Consider the following 24,386-nt stretch of genomic DNA (forward strand, 5'->3'; position numbering starts at 1 on the left):
ACGGAAAATGGCAACAGAAAAGCTATCACCCGGCATGCAACAGTATGTGGATATAAAAAAACAATACCCAGATGCTTTTTTGCTTTTTCGAATGGGTGATTTTTACGAGTTGTTCTATGAAGATGCAATTAATGCAGCACAAATTTTAGAAATTTCCTTAACAAGTCGGAATAAAAATGCAGAAGATCCGATACCCATGGCAGGCGTCCCCTATCATTCTGCCCAACAGTATATTGATGTTCTGATTGAGCAGGGATACAAAGTTGCCATAGCCGAACAGATGGAAGATCCCAAACAAGCAGTCGGTGTTGTCAAGCGAGAGGTGGTCCAGGTCATCACACCTGGAACGGTCGTCGATAGCACTAAGCCGGATAGTCAGAATAATTTCTTGGTTGCCTTAGATCGTGATGTCAATCAATTTGGTCTAGCTTATATGGATCTGGTGACGGGTGATTTCTACGTGACGGGGTTATTGGATTTTACTCTCGTTTGTGGGGAAATCCGTAACCTCAAGGCTCGAGAAGTGGTGCTGGGTTATGACTTGTCTGAGGAAGAAGAACAAATCCTTAGCCGTCAGATGAATCTGGTACTTTCTTATGAGAAAGAAGGCTTTGAGGACCTTCATTTACTAGATCCACGACTGGCAGATGTGGAGCAAGCAGCAGCTAGTAAGCTGCTCCAGTATGTTCACCGGACCCAGATGCGGGAATTGAACCACCTCAAACCAGTTATCCGCTATGAAATCAAAGATTTCTTACAGATGGATTATGCGACCAAGGCTAGTCTGGATTTGGTTGAGAATGCCCGTTCAGGTAAGAAGCAAGGCAGTCTTTTCTGGCTTTTGGATGAAACCAAAACGGCTATGGGTATGCGGCTCTTACGTTCTTGGATTCATCGTCCTTTGATTGATAAGGAGCGAATCGTCCAACGTCAAGAGGTGGTGCAGGTCTTTCTTGACCACTTCTTTGAGCGCAGTGATTTAACGGACAGTCTCAAGGGTGTTTATGACATCGAACGTTTGGCTAGTCGGGTTTCTTTTGGCAAGACCAATCCCAAGGATCTCTTGCAGTTGGCGACCACCTTATCCAGTGTACCACGGATTCGTGCGATTTTAGAAGGCATGGAGCAGCCTGCTCTGGGCTATCTTATCGCACAGTTGGATGCCATTCCTGAGTTGGAGAGCTTGATTAGCGCAGCGATTGCTCCTGAAGCTCCTCACGTGATTACGGAAGGGGGCATTATCCGTACGGGATTTGATGAGACCTTAGACAAGTACCGTCGTGTGCTCAGAGAAGGGACTAGCTGGATTGCTGAGATTGAGGCTAAGGAGAGAGAAAACTCTGGCATCAGCACGCTTAAGATCGACTACAATAAAAAGGACGGTTACTATTTCCATGTGACCAATTCGCAACTGGGAAATGTGCCAGCCCACTTTTTCCGCAAGGCAACGTTGAAAAACTCAGAACGCTTTGGTACCGAAGAATTGGCCCGTATCGAGGGAGATATGCTGGAGGCGCGTGAGAAGTCAGCCAACCTAGAATATGAAATCTTTATGCGCATCCGTGAGGAAGTCAGCAAGTACATCCAGCGTTTGCAGGCTTTAGCACAAGGAATTGCGACCGTTGATGTCTTGCAAAGTCTGGCGGTTGTGGCTGAAACCCAGCATTTGATCCGACCGGAGTTTGGAGACGATTCACAAATTGATATCCAGAAAGGGCGCCATGCTGTTGTCGAAAAGGTCATGGGAGCTCAGACCTATATTCCAAATACCATTCAGATGGCAGAAGATACCAGCATTCAACTGATTACAGGGCCAAACATGAGTGGGAAGTCTACCTACATGCGTCAGCTAGCCATAACAGCGGTTATGGCCCAGCTAGGCTCGTATGTGCCGGCTGAGAGCGCCCATTTGCCTATTTTCGATGCTATCTTTACTCGCATTGGAGCAGCAGATGACTTGGTTTCAGGTCAATCAACCTTCATGGTAGAGATGATGGAGGCCAACAATGCCATTTCGCATGCGACCAAGGATTCCTTGATTCTCTTTGATGAGTTAGGACGGGGAACTGCGACTTATGACGGGATGGCTCTTGCCCAATCCATCATCGAATACATTCATGAACATATCGGAGCCAAAACCCTCTTTGCGACCCACTACCATGAGTTGACCAGTCTGGAGTCTAGCTTGGAACACTTGGTCAATGTTCATGTGGCAACCTTGGAGCAGGATGGGCAAGTCACCTTTCTTCACAAGATCGAACCAGGGCCAGCTGACAAATCCTACGGTATCCATGTTGCTAAGATTGCTGGTTTACCAGCAGAACTTTTAGCAAGGGCGGATAAGATATTGACTCAACTGGAGAGTCAAGGGACGGAAAGTCCTGCTCCGATGAGAGAAACAAGTGCTGTCACAGAACAGATGTCACTCTTTGATGCGCCTGAAGAACATCCTATCCTAGCAGAATTAGCTAAACTGGATGTTTACAATATGACACCTATGCAGGCTATGAATGTCTTAGTTGAGTTTAAACAAAAATTATAAAAAGAATCCCACTCGCGCCTTTGTGAGTGGGATTTCTCTATTACTTTTTATGGGCCAAGAGTTGATTGATGTGGTCCACTTTTTTAGCTTCTCTTTTATAGAGAATACCCCAGATGATGAGGTAGACGATCGCAAACTCTGGAATGAGCTGGAGATAGAAGGTCCAGTGGAAGGGGAACCAACCAGCCAGGGTTGCTAGTGGAACAAAGCCAGCCAGCATGAGGAAGAAATGGGAAAGTGTGGCACGGAGCAGGCTCCAGTCACGGCTGAATAAACGGCTGCCAAAGCTAAAGAGAACGCCGATAGCTGACCAGATAATCGTGCAGTAGAGCAAGACTAGGGCACCGTGAACCTGATGTTGAGCCATCGCTTGGCCGATAAGAGACTCAGGGCTTAGTGGGGCATAGGTATTTGGTGCATAAATGAATGAAAAGATGATAGAAAGGATGAGGCCGATAAGAACACCAGCGGCTGCATCGTGAAAGATTTGTTTTTTCATAGTTCTAATTTCTCCTTGATGGTTTTTAGGTAACGGCGAGATGAGTAGGTAAAGCTCTCGTTTTTGAGAAAGATTTCGACCAGGCCGTTGGGGGTTAGTTTGAGATGAGAGATAGCGTCAATATTAACGATTTCAGATTGGGAAATTTGGATAAAAGTTGTCGGCAGAATGTCAAGAACTTGATAGAGTCGCAAATCAATGATATAGGTCTGAGATGCAGTTTCTGCTAGAACCTTGCGATTCTCGATATAGAAGCGCTGAATCTTGCCAATTTCAACTAGATAGACCTGATCATCAATCTTACCTTTGATTGTTTCTTTTTGGTCAAGATTTTCAGCGAACTCGATGACTTTTTGGACTTTTTTGGTTTCTTGAGGTGCTTGGACAATCAGCTTTTCTTCCTTGTAAGTCTCCTTAATCTGTAGTTCTACTTTCATAAATTTCTCTCCTTGTTTTTCATACAAAGTTGTGATCACTTCTTGTACACCTTTATTAAACACTATTTTACGACCCATGGCAAGAGCTTTTGTCTATGTGGAGAGATTTGGAGTCTATGTGGTATTTGCTTTTTCTGATAGTATCTGAAATATGGTATAATAGCACTAATCAATTTCTAGGAAAATAGATACAGAAAGGGGCTGAAAGATGTCTCATATTATTGAATTGCCAGAGGTGCTGGCAAACCAGATTGCGGCAGGAGAGGTTATCGAACGTCCTGCCAGTGTAGTCAAAGAATTGGTAGAAAATGCCATTGACGCGGGTTCTAGCCAGATTATCATCGAGATTGAGGAAGCCGGTCTCAAGAAAATCCAAATCACTGATAATGGTCATGGAATTGCCCACGATGAGGTGGAGTTGGCCTTGCGTCGCCATGCGACCAGTAAGATAAAAAATCAGGCAGACCTCTTTCGGATTCGGACGCTCGGCTTTCGAGGTGAAGCCCTGCCCTCTATCGCTTCTGTTAGTGTCTTGACTTTGTTGACGGCGGTGGATGGTGCGAGTCATGGGACCAAGCTCGTTGCGCGTGGGGGAGAAGTCGAAGAAATCATCCCAGCGACTAGTCCTGTGGGGACCAAAGTTTGTGTGGAGGACCTCTTTTTCAACACACCTGCCCGCCTCAAGTATATGAAGAGCCAGCAAGCGGAGCTGTCTCATATCATTGATATTGTCAACCGTCTGGGCTTGGCCCATCCTGAGATTTCCTTCAGTTTGATTAGTGATGGCAAGGAAATGACGCGGACAGCAGGGACTGGTCAACTACGCCAAGCCATCGCAGGGATTTACGGTTTGGCGAGTGCCAAGAAGATGATTGAAATTGAGAACTCTGACTTAGATTTCGAAATTTCAGGCTTTGTGTCTTTGCCTGAGTTAACCCGAGCCAACCGCAACTATATCAGCCTCTTCATCAATGGACGTTATATCAAGAACTTTCTACTAAATCGTGCTATTCTTGACGGTTATGGAAGCAAGCTTATGGTGGGCCGTTTTCCACTGGCTGTCATTCACATCCATATCGATCCTTATCTGGCTGATGTCAATGTCCATCCAACCAAACAAGAGGTGCGAATTTCCAAGGAAAGAGAGCTAATGGCGCTGCTTTCAGAGGCTATTTCAAATAGTCTCAAGGAACAAGCCCTGATTCCAGATGCCTTGGAAAATCTTGCCAAGTCGACCGTGCGTAATCGTCAAAAGGTAGAGCAGACCATTCTCCCACTCAAAGAAAATACGCTTTACTATGAAAAAACAGAACTCTCAAAACCTAGTCAAGCTGAGGTGGCTGATTATCAAGTAGAATTGACTGATGAAGGACAGGACTTAACCTTGTTTGCCAAGGAAACCTTGGACCAGCTAACCAAGCCCGCAAAACTGCATTTTGCAGAGAGAAAGCCTGCTAACTACGACCAACTAGACCACCCAGAGTTAGATCTTGCTAGCCTCGATAAGGCTTATGACAAGCTAGAGCGAGAAGAATCATCCAGCTTCCCAGAGTTAGAATTTTTCGGACAAATGCATGGCACTTATCTTTTTGCCCAAGGGCGAGATGGACTCTACATCATAGACCAGCACGCAGCTCAGGAACGAGTTAAGTACGAGGAATACCGTGAAAGCATCGGCAATGTTGACCAGAGCCAGCAGCAACTCCTAGTGCCCTACATCTTTGAATTCCCAGCGGATGATGCCCTCCGTCTCAGGGAAAGAATGGCGCTTTTGGAGGACGTGGGCGTCTTTTTGGCAGAGTACGGAGAAAATCAATTTATCCTACGTGAACATCCTATCTGGATGGCCGAAGAGGAAATCGAATCAGGCATCTATGAAATGTGTGATATGCTACTCTTGACCAAGGAAGTTTCGATTAAGAAATACCGAGCAGAGCTAGCCATCATGATGTCCTGCAAGCGGTCTATCAAGGCCAACCATCGTATCGATGATCACTCAGCTAGACAGCTTATTTATCAGCTTTCTCAATGTGACAATCCCTATAACTGTCCCCACGGACGTCCCGTTTTGGTGCATTTTACCAAGTCAGATATGGAAAAAATGTTCCGACGTATTCAGGAAAATCACACTAGTCTCCGTGAGTTGGGGAAATATTAAGAACACAAAAAGCCTTTGTTTTTTCCAAACAAGGCTTTTTAGTTTTTCTAAGGTGGGAATTTTGAATGGACATGGGTAACTTGACACGAGGTTTACACTTGCTTGACAAGATTAGTCCTATAAAAAGTGTTGTGAAAACTGAATTAGGTGATTCAAGGTTTTGTAGAGTCGTCTTTGTCGGAAGGATTCTCAGGACCAATTACCTTATCAAGATAACGTTGTTTGGTTTTGAGAGTCTTGTTGATCGCAGTAGCTGAAGCAGTCAAGAGAACGAAGGTCAGCCAAATCCAGGCGGTGAATTCGACTGGAAAACTAGAACCAGCTAAAAAGAGATAGATAGCCAGAGCCAAGACGAAAATATAAATCACTCGCCAGAGGCCATAGGATTTAACCTCTTTATAGTATTTGTCCTTGTCTTCCTCCAAGATCACTTCTGTAGAAGTTTTTTCAGAATTTTCATCTAGTAGTAGATAGTCAGTTGTCACTTGGAAAATCTTGCTTAATTCAATGATTTTTTCGATTTCTGGAAGGACTTGTCCAGACTCCCATTTGGAGATGCTTTGCCGAGAAACATTGATTTGTTCAGCTAGCTTTTCCTGGGACCAACCTTTTTCCTTTCTGAGCTCAAATAGTTTTTCTGCGAGTTTCATCATTCTATCCTCCTTTTTCTACCTCTATCCTAACAATTTTTACTTATAATGAGAATACAATCTCCTGTACTATTTGTCAACCAGAGGTTGCACCTTTTGTTGCAGTCTGTCTTGGGGAAATATGGTATACTAGATAGGCAAAATAATGGAGAAAAATTATGTACGAATATCTAAAAGGAATCATTACCAAAATCACTGCTAAATATATTGTCCTAGAGGTGAATGGTATCGGTTATATCTTGCATGTAGCCAATCCCTATGCCTACTCAGGTCAGGTCAATCAAGAAACTCAGATCTATGTGCACCAAGTTGTCCGTGAGGATGCCCATCTGCTTTACGGCTTTCGCTCAGAAGATGAGAAAAAACTTTTTCTTAGTCTGATTTCGGTCTCAGGGATTGGTCCTGTATCAGCTCTTGCTATTATCGCAGCCGATGACAATGCTGGCTTGGTTCAAGCCATCGAGACTAAGAACATCACCTACTTGACCAAGTTCCCCAAAATTGGCAAGAAAACAGCCCAACAGATGGTGCTGGACTTGGAAGGCAAGGTAGTCGTGGCTAGTGATGACCTTCCTGCCAAAGTCTCAGTGCAAACCAGCGCTGAAAACCAAGAACTGGAAGAAGCTATGGAAGCCATGTTGGCATTGGGCTACAAGGCAACTGAACTCAAGAAGATCAAGAAATTCTTTGAAGGAACGACAGATACAGCGGAAAACTATATCAAGTCGGCCCTTAAGATGTTGGTGAAATAGGAGAAGAGTATGCCAAAACGCTGTGGTTGGGTTAAAATGAACAATCCTTTATATGTGGCCTACCATGATGAGGAGTGGGGACAGCCCCTTCATGATGACCGCGCTCTTTTTGAACTGCTCTGTATGGAGACTTATCAGGCTGGTCTGTCTTGGGAAACAGTACTAAACAAACGCCAGGCTTTCCGAGAAGTATTTCATGGCTATCAAATTCAGGTGGTCGCGGAAATGACAGATGGGGAGTTGGAAGCCTTGTTAGAGAATCCAGCCATCATCCGAAATCGTGCCAAGCTCTTTGCGACGCGTGCCAACGCCCAAGCATTTTTACAAATCCAGAAAACCTATGGCTCTTTTGATACTTATCTCTGGTCCTTTGTTGAGGGGAAAACTATCGTGAATGATGTTCTTGACTATCGCCAGGCACCTGCTAAAACAGCCTTGTCTGAGAAATTAGCCAAAGATCTCAAAAAACGGGGTTTCAAGTTCACAGGCCCAGTTGCCGTTTTATCTTTTCTTCAGGCTGCAGGTCTGGTTGATGACCATGAGAATGATTGTGAGTGGAAGGGGAGATAAATAATGTCTAATAAACATAAGGGAATCCTTATTTTTACGATTCTCTACACGGCTCTCTTTGTTTTTGACGGTGTTAAATGGTTAGCTTCCTTGATGTCATCTTCAATTGCGAATTATCTAGTTTATGTAGTATTAGCTCTGTATGGTTCTTTTTTATTTAAGGATAGATTAATCCAACAATGGAATGAGATTAGAAAAGCTAAGAGAAAATTCTTCTTTGGCGTCTTAATAGGATGGCTCTTTCTCATTCTGATGACGGTTTTCTTTGGCTTTATATCAGGAATATTGAGACAGTTTTTGGGGCTAGACGGACAAGGTCTAAACCAGTCGAATATTCAAAGTACCTTTCAAGAACAACCAATACTGATAGCCGTTTTCGCCTGCATCATTGGACCTTTGGTGGAAGAACTCTTTTTCCGTCAGCTCTTATTGCATCACTTGCAGAAAAATCTGCCAAGTTGGTTAAGCATTCTTCTGGTAGGACTTGTTTTTGCTCTGACTCATATGCACAGTTTGGCTTTATCAGAGTGGGTCAGTGCAGTCGGTTATCTAGGTGGAGGCATCGCCTTTTCTATTATTTATGTGAAAGGAAAAGAGAATATTTACTACCCTCTAGTTGTTCATATGTTAGGCAACAGCCTTTCCTTTATTATTTTAGCCCTGTCTTAATGTTATACACAAAAAAGCAACCGCCTGTGCAGTTGCTTTTCGTTTTTCTAATCTCTAATCTCACTAGATATGAGTTACTTAGTCAACTTTTGATTATAGGAGAGGGCTAAATCAATCCAGTAAGGAAGTTCTTTTTGACCTTCGATATCTAGGTCTATATAGCCATGATAAGGTCGCCCTCTCATCAATGTAGTATGAGCTCCTGTTCGGGGTAGAACTTGCTTTTCCATTTCTTTGCCAATTCTCACCATAACCAGCTCGTCCTTTCTGGAACTGACTGTAAGGACCATTTTCCCACGAATCATAAAGGCCAGGCCACCAAACAGTTTCTTTTCTTCTAACTCTTCTTCGAAAATTTGGGGAGGAAGTTTAAGTGCTAGAATTTTTCGAATCTGCTGAGCTAAGGATTGACTATATGCCATAGCTTTTCACTTTTCTTAATAACGTGATGGGCCCGCGCTTGCACTTCGGATATTGAAACGTTTCTTGAGATAGAAGCGAAGAGCGAGAAGGGTAGCTCCCAGGATAGCCAAAGGCAATGGAGCAAGGACTGGATTGAGGTTTGCTGGTAGGAAGCTTGTTGCAAAGAAGACAACCAACCAGAGAACCATAGAGGCCAGGATGACGAGGATTGATTTCCAGAATGGAGGACGCTGGCTACGGTCTGTGTCTGGTCCATAATACTGGTAGACAAAGTAGTACATCAGGTAGAAGGCAAGTCCTCCTACAAGTCCAACCAATAAGAGGGTAATCACCCCATAGCCAATAGCCTGATCTGTAGAGAAGAAGGTAGTCAGGGCGCTAATCAATGCAAAGAGGCTGGTGATGAAAAGGGCTGAGTCCATAATCATGAGTTTTGGATCGTCATTTTCTTTTGGATGCTCTTTTTCATATTGCTCCTTGGCAGTGAAGCTGTGAGCCCAGTGGGTTGGAGCTCCATAGAGGGAACGAGCGGTCGTTCCTTTGGCTTGTTCTTCAAGGATTTTAGGAATGACTTCCTCAAAGACAGCCTTGATTTCAGCGTCTGTTTTACCATCTTTGATGAATTGTTGGGTAGCGATGTGGATAAACTCTTGGTTTTTCTTGGTTAGTTTTTGTAAATCAATCTGAGACATAGGGATTCCTCTTAGAACCATTTTTTATGGATGAGATAGAGAGTGAGCGAAACACTCATAGCAAAGGCGATAAAGACGATTAACCAGAAGGCGTGAGGCTCACCGTTCAAAGGGATTTCATTATCCTTGAAGTTCATCCCATAGGCTGAGAAGATCATGGTTGGGATAGACATGACAATGGTTACGAGAGCCAGAGTTTTCATGATGTTGTTCTGGTTATTGGAAATGATGGAGGCAAAGGTCTCTGTCATAGAGTGAAGGACATTCCCATAGATATCTGCCATCTCGATGGCCTGTTGGGTTTCAATCAGGGTGTCTTCGAGTAGGTCTTCGTCTTCTAGGTATTTCTTGATATTGCTAGTTGCGCTAGTCAATTTCTTGATCACGCGCTCATTTGTCTTAAGTGAGGCCTTGAAATAGACGATGGTCTTTTCCAATTCCATGAGCTCGATCAGCTCTTCGTTTCGAGTGGACTTGTGAAGTTGACTTTCAATTTGTTCACTCTTACGGTCAATCGAACGAAGGGCAGTCAGGTAAAGCTCAGCATTGCGATAAAGGAGTTGAAAGATAAAGCGTGACCGCATGAAAGTGTAGAAGTTACGCAGTTTGCGGTTGATGAAGACATCGAGAACTGGGAGGGATTCCAAGCAGGTAGTGATAATGGTTTCCTCGGTGATGATAATCCCCAGCGGAATCGTTACGTAGTAGGTGCGGTTGTTTCTCTCCTCTGTGATGGGGACGTCCACGATGATCAAAGTATACTCGTCTTCGATGGTAATACGGGACATTTCTTCCGCATCGAGCGGTGCTCGAAGGTCGGCAATGTCAATGTCGAAGGCGTTAGCGATTTCCAACGATTCATTTTGTGTAGGATTGACGAGGTTGATCCAAGTACCCGGTTCAAGCGTGTCGATCTCTTTAAATTCAGTTGTTGTTGAGAGAAAAACTTGTTTCATATCCCCTATCCTTTCCTACTATTCAGTGATTCATTTTTTGCACCGTACTATTATACTATAAAAACAGCTTTTTGGGTAATAGAATTTCACATTTTTTGGTATAATGGAAAGCAATAATGGACTAGAAAGAACAAAGATGCAAGATAAAATTGTGATTCATGGGGCACGTGCCCATAACTTAAAAAATATCGATGTGGAGATTCCGCGAGACAAACTGGTTGTCGTGACCGGTTTGTCGGGTTCGGGGAAATCCAGTCTGGCCTTTGATACCCTCTATGCGGAGGGGCAACGTCGCTATGTAGAGAGTCTATCAGCCTATGCTCGACAATTCTTGGGCAATATGGAAAAACCAGATGTGGATGCCATTGATGGTCTCAGCCCAGCTATTTCCATAGACCAGAAAACCACCAGCAAAAACCCTCGTTCGACCGTGGGAACCACGACTGAAATCAACGATTATCTGCGTCTCCTCTACGCACGTGTGGGGACGCCTTACTGTATCAACGGGCACGGGGCTATCAAGGCTTCTTCTGTAGAGCAAATCGTGGATAAGGTCTTGGAATTGCCAGAACGTCAGCGCCTGCAAATATTAGCTCCGGTCATTCGTAAGAAAAAAGGGCAACATAAGAGCGTCATTGAAAAGATTCAGAAAGATGGCTATGTTCGTGTTCGTGTGGATGGGGAAGTTTATGATGTGACCGAAGTGCCAGAGTTATCCAAGAGCAAGCAACACAATATTGATGTTGTGGTTGACCGTATTATCATTAAGGAGGGCATCCGTAGCCGTCTCTTTGATTCCATTGAGGCTGCCCTTCGTATCGCAGAAGGCTATGTGATTATCGACACTATGGATGATTCGGAGTTGCTCTTCTCTGAGCATTATGCCTGTCCAGTTTGTGGATTTACTGTCCCAGAGTTAGAGCCTCGTCTCTTCTCCTTCAATGCTCCTTTTGGCTCTTGTAGTGAGTGTGATGGTTTGGGCATCAAGCTGGAAGTTGATACTGATTTGGTAGTGCCAGACGCCAGCAAAACCTTACGTGAGGGAGCCTTGGCTCCTTGGAATCCTATCTCATCTAACTACTATCCAAATATGCTAGAACAAGCTATGACAGCCTTTGGAGTGGATATGGATAAGCCCTTTGAGGACCTGTCAGAAGAAGATAAAAACTTGATTCTCTATGGGTCTGATGGCAAGGAATTCCATTTCCACTATGAAAATGAATTTGGCGGTGTGCGCGATATTGACATTCCGTTTGAGGGAGTAGTCAATAATATCAAGCGTCGTTATCACGAAACCAATAGTGATTACACGCGCACCCAAATGCGTCTCTACATGAATGAGCTGACCTGCGGAACTTGCCATGGCTACCGTCTCAATGATCAAGCCTTGTCTGTCCGTGTGGGTGGTGAGCAGGGGCCACATATCGGTGAAATCTCAGACCTGTCTATCGCAGACCACTTGGACTTGGTAAGCCAGTTGACTCTATCTGAAAATGAAGCCATCATTGCCCGTCCTATTCTCAAGGAAATCAAGGACCGCTTGACCTTCCTCAATAACGTGGGCCTCAACTATCTGACTCTATCACGTTCGGCAGGAACCCTTTCAGGTGGAGAGAGTCAGCGTATTCGCTTGGCGACCCAGATTGGTTCCAACTTATCAGGTGTACTCTATATTCTAGATGAACCTTCTATTGGTCTTCACCAGAGGGATAATGACCGCCTGATTGCCAGTCTGAAAAAGATGCGTGACTTGGGGAATACCCTGATCGTGGTAGAACACGATGAGGACACCATGAGAGAGGCGGATTATCTAATCGACGTCGGTCCTGGTGCGGGAGCCTTTGGTGGGGAAATTGTCGCTGCAGGTACGCCTAAGCAAGTGGCTCGCAACAGCAAGTCTATCACAGGCCAGTATTTGTCAGGGAAACGTGCCATTCCAGTGCCAGCAGAGCGTCGTTCCGGAAATGGTCGCTTTATCGAAGTGACAGGAGCGCGTGAGAACAACTTGCAAAATATTACCGCTCGCTTCCCATTAGGAAAATTCATCGCAGTGACAGGGGTGTCAGGTTCAGGGAAATCGACCTTAATCAACAGCATCCTCAAAAAAGCCATTGCCCAGAAGCTTAACCGCAATTCAGACAAGCCTGGTAAGTTTAAGACGATTACAGGAATTGAGCATGTAGACCGCTTGATTGACATTGACCAGAGCCCGATCGGACGGACGCCGAGGTCCAACCCGGCTACCTATACGGGAGTTTTTGACGATATACGTGACCTTTTTGCCCAGACAAATGAAGCTAAGATTCGAGGCTATAAGAAGGGCCGTTTCAGTTTCAACGTCAAGGGCGGTCGTTGCGAAGCCTGCTCAGGTGACGGGATTATCAAGATCGAGATGCACTTCTTGCCAGATGTTTACGTGGCTTGTGAAGTCTGCCACGGGACTCGCTACAACAGTGAAACCCTTGAAGTTCACTACAAGGAAAAGAATATCTCGCAGGTCTTGGATATGACCGTCAACGATGCGGTGGAATTCTTCCAACACATTCCTAAGATTCAACGCAAACTTCAGACCATCAAGGATGTGGGGCTGGGCTATGTAACGCTAGGGCAACCAGCTACCACCCTTTCTGGGGGAGAAGCCCAGCGTATGAAATTGGCTAGTGAACTCCACAAACGCTCGACAGGAAAATCTTTCTACATTCTGGATGAGCCAACGACAGGGCTTCATACTGAGGACATCGCTCGTTTGCTTAAAGTCTTGGCTCGCTTTGTCGACGATGGAAATACAGTCCTCGTCATCGAGCACAATCTAGATGTTATCAAGACGGCAGACCATATCATCGATTTGGGTCCTGAGGGCGGTGTCGGTGGTGGAACCATCATCGCAACAGGAACTCCAGAAGAAGTAGCGGCCAACGAAGCCAGCTACACAGGACACTATTTGAAAGGAAAGTTACATCATGAATAAACGTGTGCAAGCATTTCTAGCTAAAATGCAAGAAAAAGAACTAGATGGTATCATCATCAACAACCTTAAAAACGTCTATTACCTGACTGGTTTTTGGGGTTCAAATGGAACAGTCTTTATCAGCCGTGACCGTCAGGTCTTGGTGACAGACTCTCGCTATATCATTGCTGCTAAGCAAGAAGTGACAGGTTTTGAGATTGTGGCTGACCGCGATGAATTGGCTGTTATTGCAGGCATTGTTAAGGATATGGGCTTGTCTCGTATCGGTTTTGAGGACGAGATTTCGGTCTCTTATTACCACCGTATGCAGGCAGCGTTTGCAGGGATCAACTTGCTTCCACAGACTCAGTTTGTAGAAGCACTTCGTATGATTAAGGATGAAGCGGAGATTGCGACTATTCGTAAGGCATGTTCCATCTCAGATCAAGCTTTTCGCGATGCGCTTGACTTTATCAAACCTGGAAAGACTGAGATCGAAATTGCCAACTTCCTTGACTTCCGTATGCGGGAGCTAGGAGCATTTGGCTTATCCTTTGACACAATCCTAGCAAGTGGTATCAACTCTTCCAAACCCCATGCCCATCCAATGCACAAACCAGTTGAAGCGGGAGAAGCCATCACCATGGACTTCGGCTGTCTCTACGATCACTATGTCAGCGATATGACACGTACCATCTACCTAGGCCATGTCAGTGACGAGCAGGCAGAGATTTACAATACTGTCCTGAAAGCCAACCAAGCCTTGATTGATCAAGCTAAGGATGGCTTAGGTTTCCGAGACTTTGACAAAATCCCTCGTGATATTATTATCGATGCAGGCTATGGCGACTACTTTACTCACGGTATTGGCCATGGTATCGGACTGGATATCCATGAGGAACCCTACTTTAGCCAAACTTCCAAAGAAGTCATTAAGTCTGGTATGGTCTTGACTGATGAACCAGGTATTTATATTGAAGGTAAATACGGGGTTCGTATTGAAGATGATATCTTAATTACAGATAACGGTTGCGAATTGTTGACTCTAGCACCGAAGGAATTAATTGTTATTTAAGAAAATTATGATAAATCATTGACTTTTATATTTTAAAGGTTTATACTGATAGACGAAAACGGTAGGTGAGGCTACCATAGGGATACGGATGACTACCGCAAAGCAGTGGAGACACTACTCGTTGGTCAACAGTCCTGGTCGCGAAGGCCAAGACTAAGCTCATTTCATTGCCCTATGGAGTTAAAGCTTGAACGAAAAAACAGATAATTAGTTTTTTAATCCTGCCATTTTATGGCAGGATTTTCTACTGTTTTAGAACAGGGAAAGGAGACAGACGATGCAAATTGACGACCACCCAGAACCGCACATACACAGCCAATCGCTGATTTGTGTCGTTCTGCCCTTATAAAGTGATTGGTCTCTGTGTATGAAACACATCATTCATGCAGATAGGAGAAACCAATGAAAACTACAAAAGAAAGATTAGCAGCAGCTATTCATACACCTTTAAACGAAACTCTATCTTTTTATAAGACAAGTCTGACAGGCTTGACTGAGGAGCAGGTGGAGAAAAATCGTGATCTATATGGCGAAAACACCATCACCAAGGGTCAAGAAGACAGTATCCTTAAAAAGATTTACGAATCTATTATCAATCCATTTACAATCATCCTCCTGGTCATCGCTATGATCTCCATGGTGACCAACGTCTGGTTGGCGAAGCCTGGGCAAGAAGACCCGACGACCTCTATCATCATCGTCGTTCTCGTTCTAATCTCTGGTGGCATACGCTTTGTCCAAGAATTGCGGAGTGACAAGGCTGCGACCAATCTTTCAAAAATGATTGTGAATACAGCTACGGTTATTCGCGAAGGCCAGAATTTAGAGATCGCAATTGAAGATTTGGTCGTTGGAGATATAGTCAAATTGAGTGCTGGGGATATGATTCCAGCAGACCTCCTTTTGATTGAATCACGTGATTTCTTTGTTCAACAGTCTGGCTTGACGGGTGAAAGTGATTCGGTTGAAAAATTGGCTTTGTCAAAAATGAGTCAGTCAAATTTTGATAGTCTGCTAGAAGCAGAAGCGCTCGCCTTTATGGGAACCAACGTGATATCAGGAAGTGCCAAGGCTTTGATTCTAGCAGTTGGTGATGACACCATGATGGGGGAAATAGAGCAGACTCTCAATACTTATGACGAGCCTACCTCTTTCGAACGGGATATGAACAGTATCTCCTGGCTTTTAATCCGTTTGATGTTGGTCATGGTTCCCATCGTATTTCTCTCCAATGGTTTGACAGATGGCGACTGGCTGGAAGCTGGCGTATTTGCTTTGAGCGTGGGTGTCGGGCTTACACCTGAGATGCTTCCCATGATCATCACGGCCAGTCTAGCAAAAGGCTCCATTATCATGGCCAAGGAAAAAGTCGTTATCAAAAAACTCAATGCCATACAAGATCTAGGTGCTATTGATATCCTGTGTACGGATAAAACTGGAACCCTTACCCAAGACGAAATTGTCCTTGAATATCCTTTGGATATACATGGGGATTTGGATTTGTCTGTGTTGAGACGAGCCTATCTCAATTCCTATTTTCAAACCGGTTTGAAAAACTTGATGGACCGTGCCATTATCAGTAGAACTGAAAAAGAAGCTAAAGAACACGCTATTCTACAAAATTTGGATACTAGCTTCCAAAAAATAGATGAATTGCCCTTTGATTTTGAACGTAGACGGATGAGTGTCATCGTCAAGGATGAAAACGAAGTTGTTAGTTTGGTAACCAAGGGTGCCCTAGAGGAAATGCTTGCGATTTCAACCCATGTGGAATATCAAGGTCAGATTAGCCCTCTGACGGATGATATCCGAGTGGAAATCTTAAAAGAAGTGGACCAACTCAATCAACAGGGCTTACGAGTCTTGGGAGTCGCTTATAAAACAGGTCTAAAAGAAGGTTTTGCTTACTCCGTTGAAGATGAAAAGGAAATGATTCTAACAGGATATCTTGCCTTCCTAGATCCACCAAAACCATCTGCAGCCCCTGCTATCCAAGCTTTATTAGAGTGTGGTGTTCAAACCAAGATCTTGACGGGGGATAATGAGAAGGTAACCCAAGCAGTATGCGAAAAAGTTGGTTTAGACGTTGATCAAATCTTGTTGGGTTCTGATATTGATGCTATGGCGGACGAAGAGTTAGCACAAGCAGTTGAGAAGGTGACTGTCTTTGCTAAACTCTCTCCGGATCAAAAAGCACGAATCATTTTACAAATCAAATCTAATGGACATTGTGTCGGCTATATGGGAGATGGGATCAATGATGCCCCTTCTATGAAAGTAGCAGATGTAGGGATTTCTGTCGATACAGCAGTAGATATTGCCAAAGAGACAGCTGATGTCATTTTGCTAGATAAGGATTTGATGGTGCTTGAAAAAGGTCTGGTTGAAGGACGAAAAGTCTATGCCAATATGACCAAATATATCAAGATGACGGTCAGCTCTAATTTCGGGAATATTCTGTCACTCTTAGTGTCTGGTATCTTTTTACCTTTCCTTCCTATGGCTCCGATTCACTTGATTGTGTTAAACCTCGTCTACGACCTTTCTTGCATTGCCTTGCCATTTGATAATGTGGATGAAGACTTTTTGAAACATCCTCATAAGTGGGAAGCCAAGTCTATTACTCGCTTTATGATTTGGATGGGTCCGATTTCGTCTGCCTTTGATATTTTGACCTTTATCTTGCTCTATTTTGTCATTGTCCCAATGACGACAGGTCAAGCCTATGTTCACGGAGCAGAGTCTGCAACGGGCTTTATCATCCTGTTCCAGACAGGTTGGTTCATTGAATCCATGTGGTCCCAAACCATGGTCATCCATATGCTTCGTTCAGCAAAACTCCCCTTCTTACAAAGCCGTCCGTCATGGTTGGTTCTTGGGACAACCTTGCTAGCAGCCAGTTTTGTGACCTTCCTTCCCTATTCTGCAATTGCTAACCTCCTTCGTTTAACCCCTTTGAAACCAATTTATTTCCTCTTTTTGCTTTTGATAATAATTCTTTATATGATAAGTGTTACAGTTGTGAAACGAATCTATATCAAAAAATTTAGAAGTTGGTTATAAATTGAATTTGTCAAGAAAAAAGTACGAAAATCGCGAAAAAAGTTAAATTTTTTTAAAAATAGGTCGCAAGTCGGATGTTTTTTATGGTATAATAGACTAAACTGATAGTAACATGTAGCGAAAGGGGTAGGTACATGATCAAAATTTATACAGTCTCAAGTTGTACTAGCTGTAAAAAAGCGAAAACCTGGCTCAATGCCCACCAGTTAAGTTATAAAGAACAAAATCTCGGTAAAGAAGGAATTACAAGAGAAGAGTTATTAGATATTCTCACGAAAACAGATAATGGAATTGCCAGTATCGTTTCGTCAAAAAACCGCTACGCTAAGGCACTTGGAGTTGACATCGAGGATTTGAGTGTCAATGAAGTGCTCAACTTAATCATGGAAACACCACGGATCTTAAAGAGTCCGATTCTCGTTGACGAGAAGCGCCTACAAGTCGGCTATAAAGAAGATGATATCCGTGCCTTCTTGCCACGCTCTGTCCGTAATGTAGAAAATGCAGAAGCACGTCTACGTGCAGCTCTATAAAACATCAAGGCTGGGAGTGACTCCTGGCCTTGTTTGCTCTTTTGTTTTAAAATCATGTGAGGAATTATGAAAAAGTTACTAATTGCTAGTTTTGCCCTCCTCTTTTTGCTTGCGGGATGTGGGCAAAAAAAGGAAACCCCTGCTGCTTCTACAACAGCATCTGACCCCATCCAATCAAACCTTCCCGTTTTGGACAATGCCGAAAAGAATACGGTTGTCACCAAGACCCTGTTGATGCCGAAGTCAGAAAATGGAACGCAGCAGATTCAGACTATTACCTATAAAGGCAATCAATTTTTGACCTTGACCATTCAGCAAAAACGACCTGTCGGGGATGAACTCAAGAACTTTATCTCTGAAAATGGCCTAGAGGAGACGCAAAAAGCGCTTCAAGAAGCTGAAGAGAAGGATGAGACCATCCAAGAGGCACGCAAACTAGCAGGATTTACACTGGAAACCAAGCTACTCAGCGAGACCGAAATCCAGACAACAACGACTTATGATTTTCAAGTATTGGATGTCAAAAAGGCATCTCAGATCGAATATTTAAAAAATATCGGTCTTGAAAATCTCTTAAAAAACGAACCTAGCCAATATATTGCAGACAGAGTGGCAAATGGGGCGACAGAACAATAGAAAATCCAAATTAATAGACTGACTTATTTGTAGAACGTCAGGGAATGTGCTATAATAGTACTATTCTAAAGAAAGAGGGTGTTAGAATGGGATTTACTGAAGAAACTGTACGGTTTAAATTGGATGATTCCAATAAGAAAGAAATTAGCGAAACGTTGACAGATGTTTATGCTTCTTTGAATGACAAGGGCTACAATCCGATTAACCAGATCGTCGGTTATGTATTGAGTGGAGACCCTGCCTACGTTCCTCGTTACAACAATGCACGAAATCAAATCCGTAAGTATGAGCGTGATGAAATTGTTGAAGAACTGGTACGCTACTACCTTAAAGGACAAGGAGTCGATCTATAATCTATGAGAATTATGGGATTGGACGTCGGTTCAAAAACAGTAGGGGTGGCTATTAGCGATCCCCTAGGCTTCACCGCTCAGGGACTTGAAATCATCCAAATCAATGAGGATCAAGGCCAGTTTGGTTTTGACCGTATCAAGGAATTGGTTGACAGCTATAAGGTAGAACGCTTTGTAGTAGGTTTGCCAAAAAACATGAACAATACCAGCGGTCCGCGAGTAGAAGCCAGTCAAGCTTACGGAGCAAAATTAGAAGAACTCTTTGGTTTGCCAGTAGACTATCAGGATGAGCGCTTGACGACCGTTGCTGCGGAACGTATGTTGATTGAACAAGCAGATATCAGCCGTAACAAACGCAAGAAAGTTATTGATAAGTTGGCTGCTCAGCTGATTTTGCAAAATTATTTAGATAGAAAATTTTAAGACAGAGGAGAAACTATGTCACACGATCACAACCATGACCACGAAGAACGTGAATTGATTACACTAGTAGATGAGCAAGGAAATGAAACCTTGTTTGAAATTCTTTTGACCATCGATGGGAAAGAAGAATTTGGTAAAAACTATGTTCTGCTAGTGCCAGTTAATGCAGAAGAAGATGAAAATGGTGAAGTTGAAATCCAAGCTTACTCATTCATCGAAAATGAAGACGGAACAGAAGGCGAATTGCAACCAATCCCAGAAGACTCAGAAGACGAATGGAACATGATTGAAGAAGTCTTCAACAGCTTTATGGAAGAGTAAAAATGTCCGGGGGACATTTTTAGTTCTGCGCCAGAAATTAGAAACGCAGGAATGTCCGGGGGACGTTTTTAGCCCACGTTGAAATTCATTGTAGCTAGTGATTAGCTAACCAGGTAAGAGGTTGGGATTTTAGTCCTGACCTCACTTTTTATTTGTAATCATACTTTGATGCGGTAGTTGATTGGACTTTTGTTAAGGAGACATGTATGTTTGAAGTAGAAGAATGGCTTCATAGTCGGATTGGTTTAAACTTTAGATCTGGACTTGGACGAATGCAACGAGCGGTGGATTTGTTGGGGAATCCTGAGAAGACATATCCTATTATCCATGTAACAGGGACTAATGGTAAAGGGTCAACTATTGCCTTCATGAGGGAGTTGTTTGTTACTCATGGTAAAAAAGTTGGTACTTTTACCTCTCCTCATATCATCAGCATCCATGATCGAATCTGTATTAATGGGCAACCAATCGCGGAGGAAGACTTTGTCCGTATAGCCAACCAAGTCAATGAGATGGAAAAGACGCTTTTGCAAACCCATGACCAGTTGTCCTTTTTTGAATTACTGACTCTGATTGCTTTGCTTTACTTTAAAGAGCAGGGAGTGGATCTGGTTCTGCTAGAAGTAGGGATTGGTGGTTTGCTTGATACCACTAATGTCGTAACAGGAGAGATTGCAGTTATTACTTCGATTGGGCTAGATCATCAGGGGACCTTGGGCGATAGCCTGGAGGAAATAGCCAAGCAGAAAGCTGGTATTTTCAAGGCTGGAAAGAAGGCGGTCATTGCCAAGCTTACTCCAGAAGCGGAGCTTGTCTGTCAAAAAAGAGCAAAAGAGTTAGCTGTTGAACTTTATCAAGCTGGGCGAGACTTCACCTTGAATGCTGGGGATTTTTCAAGTAAGCTAGCAAACTTTTCACAGCTTGAAATCGGTTTGGAAGGTGCTTATCAGCAAGAAAATGCCGCCTTGGCTTTAGAAACTTTTCTTCTGTTTATGGCATCAAGAGGTGAAAGGGTCGAAGAAGTGCTTGTCAGACGGGCCTTGCAAGAGACCCACTGGGCAGGTCGATTGGAACGGATTCGTCCGCAAATCTACCTAGATGGAGCTCATAATCTGCCAGCCTTGACTCGTCTAGTAGAGTTTATCCAGGGGAAAATCCAGCAAGGCTATCAGATCCGCATCCTTTTTGGAGCACTTAAACGCAAGGATTATCAGGGGATGCTAGGCTATCTATCTAAGCAGTTGCCTCAGGTGGAACTTAAGGTAACAGGCTTTGACTACCAAGGTTCTCTGGATGAAAAGGATGTGGCGGGTTATGATTTGATTCCTTCCTATGGGGACTTTATCAGAGAATTTGAAGATAAGGCCAATGACCAGGACTTGCTTTTCGTGACGGGATCCCTCTACTTTATCTCGGAAGTCCGAGGGAGTTTGGTTGGAAGCGATGAGATTAGTTGACCTTATAGGTTTATGTTGCTATACTGTAGGTAGGAGGTATATCTGGAAACGATTCCAGCAAATTATTGGCACAAAAGAAAGGAGATCGCTATGAAAACGAAAACATTCACACTTTCTATTGCTTCCCTAGCAATTCTTAGTCTTTTAGCAGCTTGTGAACCTAAGGCACAAGCCCCTGCCCAGCAATCGTCTTCTCAACAAGAATCATCTTCTAGTACTGCAACAAGCGCTAGTCAACCACAGGAGTCCTCAAGCCAGGACACCGCTGCGGCAGCTCAACCGACTAATATTGATGGTACCTATACTGGAAAAGATGAGAATGACCAAATCACTCTTGTTGTAACAGGTAAAACTGGTACATGGACTGAGGTCGAGCCAGATGGGGATAAGGAAATCAAGCAAGTCAGCTTTGAACCAGAAAATCAACGTGTCATTATCGGAGATGATGTTAAAATTTACGCGGTTAATGATAATCAAATGATTATCGATGACATGGACCGAGAGGCAGCTGACCGAGTAGTCTTAACGAAGCAATAATGATTAAGTAAAAGTTCCAATGAGATGAAAGATATCTTTTTGGAGCTTTTTTTCTTGGAAAAGTAGCTGGCCGTTCTTTACTAACTTTTTACTTAAAACGCTTACAAATATTTGTAAAACTTCTTATAAGGTCGTATACTTATGGTAAATAATCAAATAGCGCAGAGGCGCAGGAGGAAAAGCATATGGCTACATTTTACGTTCCATCAGTTAACCTTATCGGTAAAGGTGTTGTAAATGAAGTAGGTCCGTATATCAAGGAATTAGGGTATAAGAAAGCCCTTTTGGTGACAGACAAGTTCATCGAAGGAAGCGATATTTTACCTAAGGTCCTAAAACCACTAGATACTGAAGGGATCGACTATGTGATCTTTAGCGATGTGGAGCCAAATCCGACTTGCAAGAACGTCACAGACGGAGTCGCTGCCTTGAAAGAGCATGGATGTGACTTCATCATCAGTCTTGGTGGAGGATCTCCTCAGGATGCGGCTAGTTGTATCTCTATCATCTCTACAAATGGTGGAAAACCACAAGACTACGAGGGTCTTCATAAGTCGGCTAAAAAAGGGTTACCAGTGGTTGCCATCAATACAACTGCAGGAACTTCTGCAGAAATCACCATCAACTATGTCATCACTGACGAAGAACGCAAGGTCAAGATGGTAATGGTTGATAAGAACAGCCTTGCCCTTATCTCTGTCAATGATCCAGAACTTATGCTTTCAAAACCGAAAGGATTGACAGCGGCGACAGGTATGGATGCTCTTACTCACGCTGTCGAAGCCTTGGTAACACCAGGTGCTTATAATGTGACCAAGAAACTCTCTATCGGAGCTATTGAACTCATCAAGGAGTATCTTCCTCGTGCTGTGGCAAATGGCCAAGATATCGAAGCGCGTGAGGCGATGGTCAATGCCATCTTCCTCGGTGGTATGAGCTTTAACAATGCTGGTTTGGGATATGTTCATTCTATGGCTCACCAACTCGGTGCGGTATATAACTTGCCACATGGTGTCTGCTGTGCAATGCTTCTTCCAGTTGTAGAGCGAGAAAATGCCAAGCGTGTACCAGAAGCTTTTCGCAATGTGGCCAAGGCCTTGGGACTCCATGTTGAAGGGAAAACAGACCAGGAATGCGCTGACTATGCTATTGCTGAAATTGAGAAACTGTCTGAAACAGTAGGTATTCCGAAGAAACTAACTGAACTCGGTATCCAAGAAAAAGACTTTGACTTTGACTACCTTTCTAAGAATGCTTTGATCGATGCCTGTGCACCTGGAAATCCATTTATGCCAACCTTAGAAGAAACTATTGCACTATACAAAGAACTCTTCTGATTCATAAAGTGAAAAAGAAGCTAAATAATGCTGGAAAGAACTATCATTTTGGTAGTTCTTTTTTTAAAAATTTGCTATCCTAGACATATGAGAAAAATCAAAATTGATGTGGTTGTAGTGCCCTTAAGTGGGCATCTATTCCCGACCCTGAATTTACTCGCACCCTTGTTGAAGGATCCCTTGTATGAGATTCGATTATTTACAGGACCGCAACGAAAAGCTGTCGCAGAGGAGATGGGCTTCCGGGTGATTCCCATTTTAGAAAATTGTGTAGATGAGTTTGAACGTGTAGCCAACAATGAAGGACAATTAAACCTTATTTCTGCTTATCGACAGTTGTCAGCTAGTCTTGATTTGATCAATGTGGTTTCAGATCAATTAGTGCAAGAGTGGCAGGAAAATCGACCTGATATTGTGATTGCGGACTTTATAACCCTCTCTGGAGGACTAGTGGCGGAACAGTTGGATATTTCTTGGATAACCACAATGGCGACACAGTTTGCCATTGAAACGACAGATGGGCCGCCTTGTTTCTTTGGAGGAATGGGCAGTCCAAAAACATCTTTCCAATCTGCTCAGCAATGGTTAGGAAGAAAAGGAACTCGTTTAGGGAAACGAATCGTAAGCTTTTTATTGAGAGAACGATTGAAACGTTACAATTTTAAACTCTACAATCAGAAGAATCAGGAAACCATTTATTCACCCTATTCCGTCTTGGGAATTGGGATGAAAGAGTTGGAGCTGAAAAGTGGTTTTCCAGAGCACTATCTTTGGGTGGGACCTTTTGGCTCTTCGATTGAGAGGGCAGAAAATTATCCCCTCGATTTGTCTCCTTATGCAGGTTATAAGAAGATCCTTGTATCCTGCGGCACTCAGCTAGCATGGGCCAAAGACAATCTCCTCTATCAGACACAACAATTGGCAGAAGTACATCCAGATTGCCACTTCTTTGTGACTCTGGGGTTTGGTGGACAAGACTTTCGATGTGAGGAGCTCATGGACAATGTTTCTGTGGTATCTTATCTTCCCTATAAGGAATACATTCCCCAGATGGACTATGTGATTCATCATGGCGGTGCGGGCATTTTTTACCAATGTATCATCTATGGCAAGCCTGCCTTGATTCTCCCCCATGACTATGATCAGTATGACTATGCGGTTCGTGGCTTAGAGGCAGGGATTGCCCTGACTGCTAAACGAGAGGATACAGAAGCGATTGGACGCGCTTTTGATGAGTTGTTGGATAGAGATGATTGGTCAGAATTGAACAAACTCAGTCGCGCAACTCAAATCTATCAGCCAACAGAGATTCTGAAGAGCGAAATACATCGACTCTTAGGGGACAAGGAGAAGTAA

At 43.6% G+C, this 24,386-nt stretch carries 23 protein-coding genes and 1 riboswitch; of the genes, 17 read left to right on the top strand and 6 right to left on the bottom strand.

The genetic code is table 11. The annotated features are described in order from the left end of the window. Positions 1–7 precede the first annotated feature (7 nt). Positions 8–2,542, top strand: coding sequence for a DNA mismatch repair protein MutS (gene mutS, locus PG086_RS00780; protein WP_270747239.1), 2,535 nt, complete (start codon positions 8–10; stop codon positions 2,540–2,542). Positions 2,543–2,582: 40 nt separating this feature from the next. On the opposite strand, the gene PG086_RS00785 is transcribed toward mutS, so the two are convergent. Further along, positions 2,583–3,041, bottom strand: coding sequence for a DUF3021 domain-containing protein (locus tag PG086_RS00785; protein ID WP_270747241.1), 459 nt, complete (start codon positions 3,039–3,041; stop codon positions 2,583–2,585). Then, positions 3,038–3,478 (bottom strand): LytTR family DNA-binding domain-containing protein, encoded by a 441-nt coding sequence (locus tag PG086_RS00790; RefSeq protein WP_270747242.1) that lies wholly within the window; start codon positions 3,476–3,478, stop codon positions 3,038–3,040. Before PG086_RS00790 ends, PG086_RS00785 begins: the two co-directional genes overlap by 4 nt. Positions 3,479–3,686: 208 nt before the next feature. Here PG086_RS00790 and mutL point away from each other — a divergent pair, with 208 nt between their 5' ends. Next, on the top strand, positions 3,687–5,636 hold the full coding sequence (gene mutL / locus PG086_RS00795) for a DNA mismatch repair endonuclease MutL (protein WP_270747243.1): 1,950 nt from the start codon (positions 3,687–3,689) through the stop codon (positions 5,634–5,636). 152 nt (positions 5,637–5,788) lie between these two features. Here the strand turns inward: mutL and PG086_RS00800 are convergent, their stop codons facing one another. After that, positions 5,789–6,286 (bottom strand): helix-turn-helix domain-containing protein, encoded by a 498-nt coding sequence (locus tag PG086_RS00800; protein ID WP_270748234.1) that lies wholly within the window; start codon positions 6,284–6,286, stop codon positions 5,789–5,791. 158 nt (positions 6,287–6,444) lie between these two features. On the opposite strand from PG086_RS00800, the gene ruvA reads away from it, so the two are divergent. Genes ruvA through PG086_RS00815 form a run of 3 tightly spaced genes read left to right on the top strand, consistent with a single transcriptional unit; the run spans position 6,445 to position 8,277 of the window. Then, complete coding sequence (ruvA, locus tag PG086_RS00805) at positions 6,445–7,038, top strand: Holliday junction branch migration protein RuvA (RefSeq protein WP_270747244.1); 594 nt, start codon at positions 6,445–6,447, stop codon at positions 7,036–7,038. A gap of 9 nt (positions 7,039–7,047) precedes the next feature. Further along, the gene (locus tag PG086_RS00810; protein ID WP_270747246.1) at positions 7,048–7,608 is read left to right on the top strand and encodes a DNA-3-methyladenine glycosylase I; all 561 of its coding nucleotides are present in this window, start codon (positions 7,048–7,050) and stop codon (positions 7,606–7,608) included. Then, complete coding sequence (locus tag PG086_RS00815) at positions 7,609–8,277, top strand: CPBP family intramembrane glutamic endopeptidase (protein WP_025172840.1); 669 nt, start codon at positions 7,609–7,611, stop codon at positions 8,275–8,277. Between the two features lie 74 nt (positions 8,278–8,351). Here the strand turns inward: PG086_RS00815 and PG086_RS00820 are convergent, their stop codons facing one another. Genes PG086_RS00820 through PG086_RS00830 form a run of 3 tightly spaced genes read right to left on the bottom strand, consistent with a single transcriptional unit; the run spans position 8,352 to position 10,348 of the window. Next, positions 8,352–8,699, bottom strand: coding sequence for a TfoX/Sxy family protein (locus PG086_RS00820; protein ID WP_084852781.1), 348 nt, complete (start codon positions 8,697–8,699; stop codon positions 8,352–8,354). A 15-nt stretch (positions 8,700–8,714) separates the two neighbouring features. Continuing rightward, positions 8,715–9,392, bottom strand: coding sequence for a DUF1129 domain-containing protein (locus PG086_RS00825; RefSeq protein ID WP_084852780.1), 678 nt, complete (start codon positions 9,390–9,392; stop codon positions 8,715–8,717). Between the two features lie 11 nt (positions 9,393–9,403). Continuing rightward, a complete protein-coding gene (locus tag PG086_RS00830; protein WP_033585835.1) occupies positions 9,404–10,348 on the bottom strand; it encodes a magnesium transporter CorA family protein in 945 nt (314 codons plus the stop codon). Between the two features lie 136 nt (positions 10,349–10,484). Between PG086_RS00830 and uvrA the strand changes: the two genes are divergently transcribed. The 12 genes from uvrA to PG086_RS00890 all read left to right on the top strand — a co-directional run bounded on the left by uvrA (position 10,485) and on the right by PG086_RS00890 (position 24,386). After that, positions 10,485–13,316, top strand: coding sequence for an excinuclease ABC subunit UvrA (gene uvrA / locus PG086_RS00835; RefSeq protein ID WP_084921164.1), 2,832 nt, complete (start codon positions 10,485–10,487; stop codon positions 13,314–13,316). Beyond that, on the top strand, positions 13,309–14,370 hold the full coding sequence (locus tag PG086_RS00840) for a M24 family metallopeptidase (RefSeq protein ID WP_212576465.1): 1,062 nt from the start codon (positions 13,309–13,311) through the stop codon (positions 14,368–14,370). Before uvrA ends, PG086_RS00840 begins: the two co-directional genes overlap by 8 nt. A 55-nt stretch (positions 14,371–14,425) precedes the next feature. Beyond that, positions 14,426–14,577: riboswitch (M-box (ykoK) riboswitch) on the top strand. 195 nt (positions 14,578–14,772) lie between these two features. Next, positions 14,773–17,433 (top strand): magnesium-translocating P-type ATPase, encoded by a 2,661-nt coding sequence (gene mgtA, locus PG086_RS00845; RefSeq protein WP_270747248.1) that lies wholly within the window; start codon positions 14,773–14,775, stop codon positions 17,431–17,433. Positions 17,434–17,567: 134 nt separating this feature from the next. Beyond that, positions 17,568–17,966, top strand: a complete 399-nt coding sequence (gene spx / locus PG086_RS00850) for a transcriptional regulator Spx (protein ID WP_000591165.1) — start codon at positions 17,568–17,570, stop codon at positions 17,964–17,966. Between the two features lie 66 nt (positions 17,967–18,032). Then, a complete protein-coding gene (locus PG086_RS00855) occupies positions 18,033–18,602 on the top strand; it encodes an SP0191 family lipoprotein (protein WP_007518958.1) in 570 nt (189 codons plus the stop codon). A gap of 86 nt (positions 18,603–18,688) precedes the next feature. Then, entirely contained in the window at positions 18,689–18,955 is a 267-nt protein-coding gene (locus PG086_RS00860) for an IreB family regulatory phosphoprotein (protein WP_000507059.1), read from the top strand. 3 nt (positions 18,956–18,958) lie between these two features. Then, positions 18,959–19,378, top strand: coding sequence for a Holliday junction resolvase RuvX (gene ruvX / locus PG086_RS00865; RefSeq protein WP_002876031.1), 420 nt, complete (start codon positions 18,959–18,961; stop codon positions 19,376–19,378). A 15-nt stretch (positions 19,379–19,393) separates the two neighbouring features. Continuing rightward, positions 19,394–19,699, top strand: a complete 306-nt coding sequence (locus PG086_RS00870; protein ID WP_000017624.1) for a DUF1292 domain-containing protein — start codon at positions 19,394–19,396, stop codon at positions 19,697–19,699. A 206-nt stretch (positions 19,700–19,905) separates the two neighbouring features. After that, positions 19,906–21,156, top strand: a complete 1,251-nt coding sequence (locus PG086_RS00875; protein WP_270747260.1) for a bifunctional folylpolyglutamate synthase/dihydrofolate synthase — start codon at positions 19,906–19,908, stop codon at positions 21,154–21,156. A 90-nt stretch (positions 21,157–21,246) separates the two neighbouring features. Beyond that, a complete protein-coding gene (locus PG086_RS00880) occupies positions 21,247–21,693 on the top strand; it encodes an SP_0198 family lipoprotein (RefSeq protein ID WP_270747261.1) in 447 nt (148 codons plus the stop codon). Positions 21,694–21,878: 185 nt separating this feature from the next. Then, a complete protein-coding gene (locus PG086_RS00885) occupies positions 21,879–23,030 on the top strand; it encodes an iron-containing alcohol dehydrogenase (protein WP_270747262.1) in 1,152 nt (383 codons plus the stop codon). An 87-nt stretch (positions 23,031–23,117) separates the two neighbouring features. Next, entirely contained in the window at positions 23,118–24,386 is a 1,269-nt protein-coding gene (locus tag PG086_RS00890; protein ID WP_270747263.1) for a glycosyltransferase, read from the top strand.

Origin of the sequence: Streptococcus halitosis (assembly GCF_027691175.1) — a bacterium.
Classification (GTDB): domain Bacteria; phylum Bacillota; class Bacilli; order Lactobacillales; family Streptococcaceae; genus Streptococcus; species Streptococcus halitosis_A.

Bases quoted from the DNA above. Each gene is read 5' to 3' on its own strand.
- PG086_RS00885 (WP_270747262.1), top strand. From the start codon at position 21,879: ATGGCTACATTTTACGTTCCATCAGTTAACCTTATCGGTAAAGGTGTT.
- mutL (WP_270747243.1), top strand. From the start codon at position 3,687: ATGTCTCATATTATTGAATTGCCAGAGGTGCTGGCAAACCAGATTGCG.
- PG086_RS00840 (WP_212576465.1), top strand. From the start codon at position 13,309: ATGAATAAACGTGTGCAAGCATTTCTAGCTAAAATGCAAGAAAAAGAA.
- uvrA (WP_084921164.1), top strand. From the start codon at position 10,485: ATGCAAGATAAAATTGTGATTCATGGGGCACGTGCCCATAACTTAAAA.
- PG086_RS00855 (WP_007518958.1), top strand. From the start codon at position 18,033: ATGAAAAAGTTACTAATTGCTAGTTTTGCCCTCCTCTTTTTGCTTGCG.
- PG086_RS00785 (WP_270747241.1), bottom strand. From the start codon at position 3,041: ATGAAAAAACAAATCTTTCACGATGCAGCCGCTGGTGTTCTTATCGGC.
- mutS (WP_270747239.1), top strand. From the start codon at position 8: ATGGCAACAGAAAAGCTATCACCCGGCATGCAACAGTATGTGGATATA.
- PG086_RS00890 (WP_270747263.1), top strand. From the start codon at position 23,118: ATGAGAAAAATCAAAATTGATGTGGTTGTAGTGCCCTTAAGTGGGCAT.
- mgtA (WP_270747248.1), top strand. From the start codon at position 14,773: ATGAAAACTACAAAAGAAAGATTAGCAGCAGCTATTCATACACCTTTA.
- PG086_RS00820 (WP_084852781.1), bottom strand. From the start codon at position 8,699: ATGGCATATAGTCAATCCTTAGCTCAGCAGATTCGAAAAATTCTAGCA.
- spx (WP_000591165.1), top strand. From the start codon at position 17,568: ATGATCAAAATTTATACAGTCTCAAGTTGTACTAGCTGTAAAAAAGCG.
- ruvA (WP_270747244.1), top strand. From the start codon at position 6,445: ATGTACGAATATCTAAAAGGAATCATTACCAAAATCACTGCTAAATAT.
- PG086_RS00800 (WP_270748234.1), bottom strand. From the start codon at position 6,286: ATGAAACTCGCAGAAAAACTATTTGAGCTCAGAAAGGAAAAAGGTTGG.
- PG086_RS00810 (WP_270747246.1), top strand. From the start codon at position 7,048: ATGCCAAAACGCTGTGGTTGGGTTAAAATGAACAATCCTTTATATGTG.
- PG086_RS00880 (WP_270747261.1), top strand. From the start codon at position 21,247: ATGAAAACGAAAACATTCACACTTTCTATTGCTTCCCTAGCAATTCTT.
- PG086_RS00790 (WP_270747242.1), bottom strand. From the start codon at position 3,478: ATGAAAGTAGAACTACAGATTAAGGAGACTTACAAGGAAGAAAAGCTG.
- PG086_RS00825 (WP_084852780.1), bottom strand. From the start codon at position 9,392: ATGTCTCAGATTGATTTACAAAAACTAACCAAGAAAAACCAAGAGTTT.
- PG086_RS00870 (WP_000017624.1), top strand. From the start codon at position 19,394: ATGTCACACGATCACAACCATGACCACGAAGAACGTGAATTGATTACA.
- ruvX (WP_002876031.1), top strand. From the start codon at position 18,959: ATGAGAATTATGGGATTGGACGTCGGTTCAAAAACAGTAGGGGTGGCT.
- PG086_RS00830 (WP_033585835.1), bottom strand. From the start codon at position 10,348: ATGAAACAAGTTTTTCTCTCAACAACAACTGAATTTAAAGAGATCGAC.
- PG086_RS00875 (WP_270747260.1), top strand. From the start codon at position 19,906: ATGTTTGAAGTAGAAGAATGGCTTCATAGTCGGATTGGTTTAAACTTT.
- PG086_RS00860 (WP_000507059.1), top strand. From the start codon at position 18,689: ATGGGATTTACTGAAGAAACTGTACGGTTTAAATTGGATGATTCCAAT.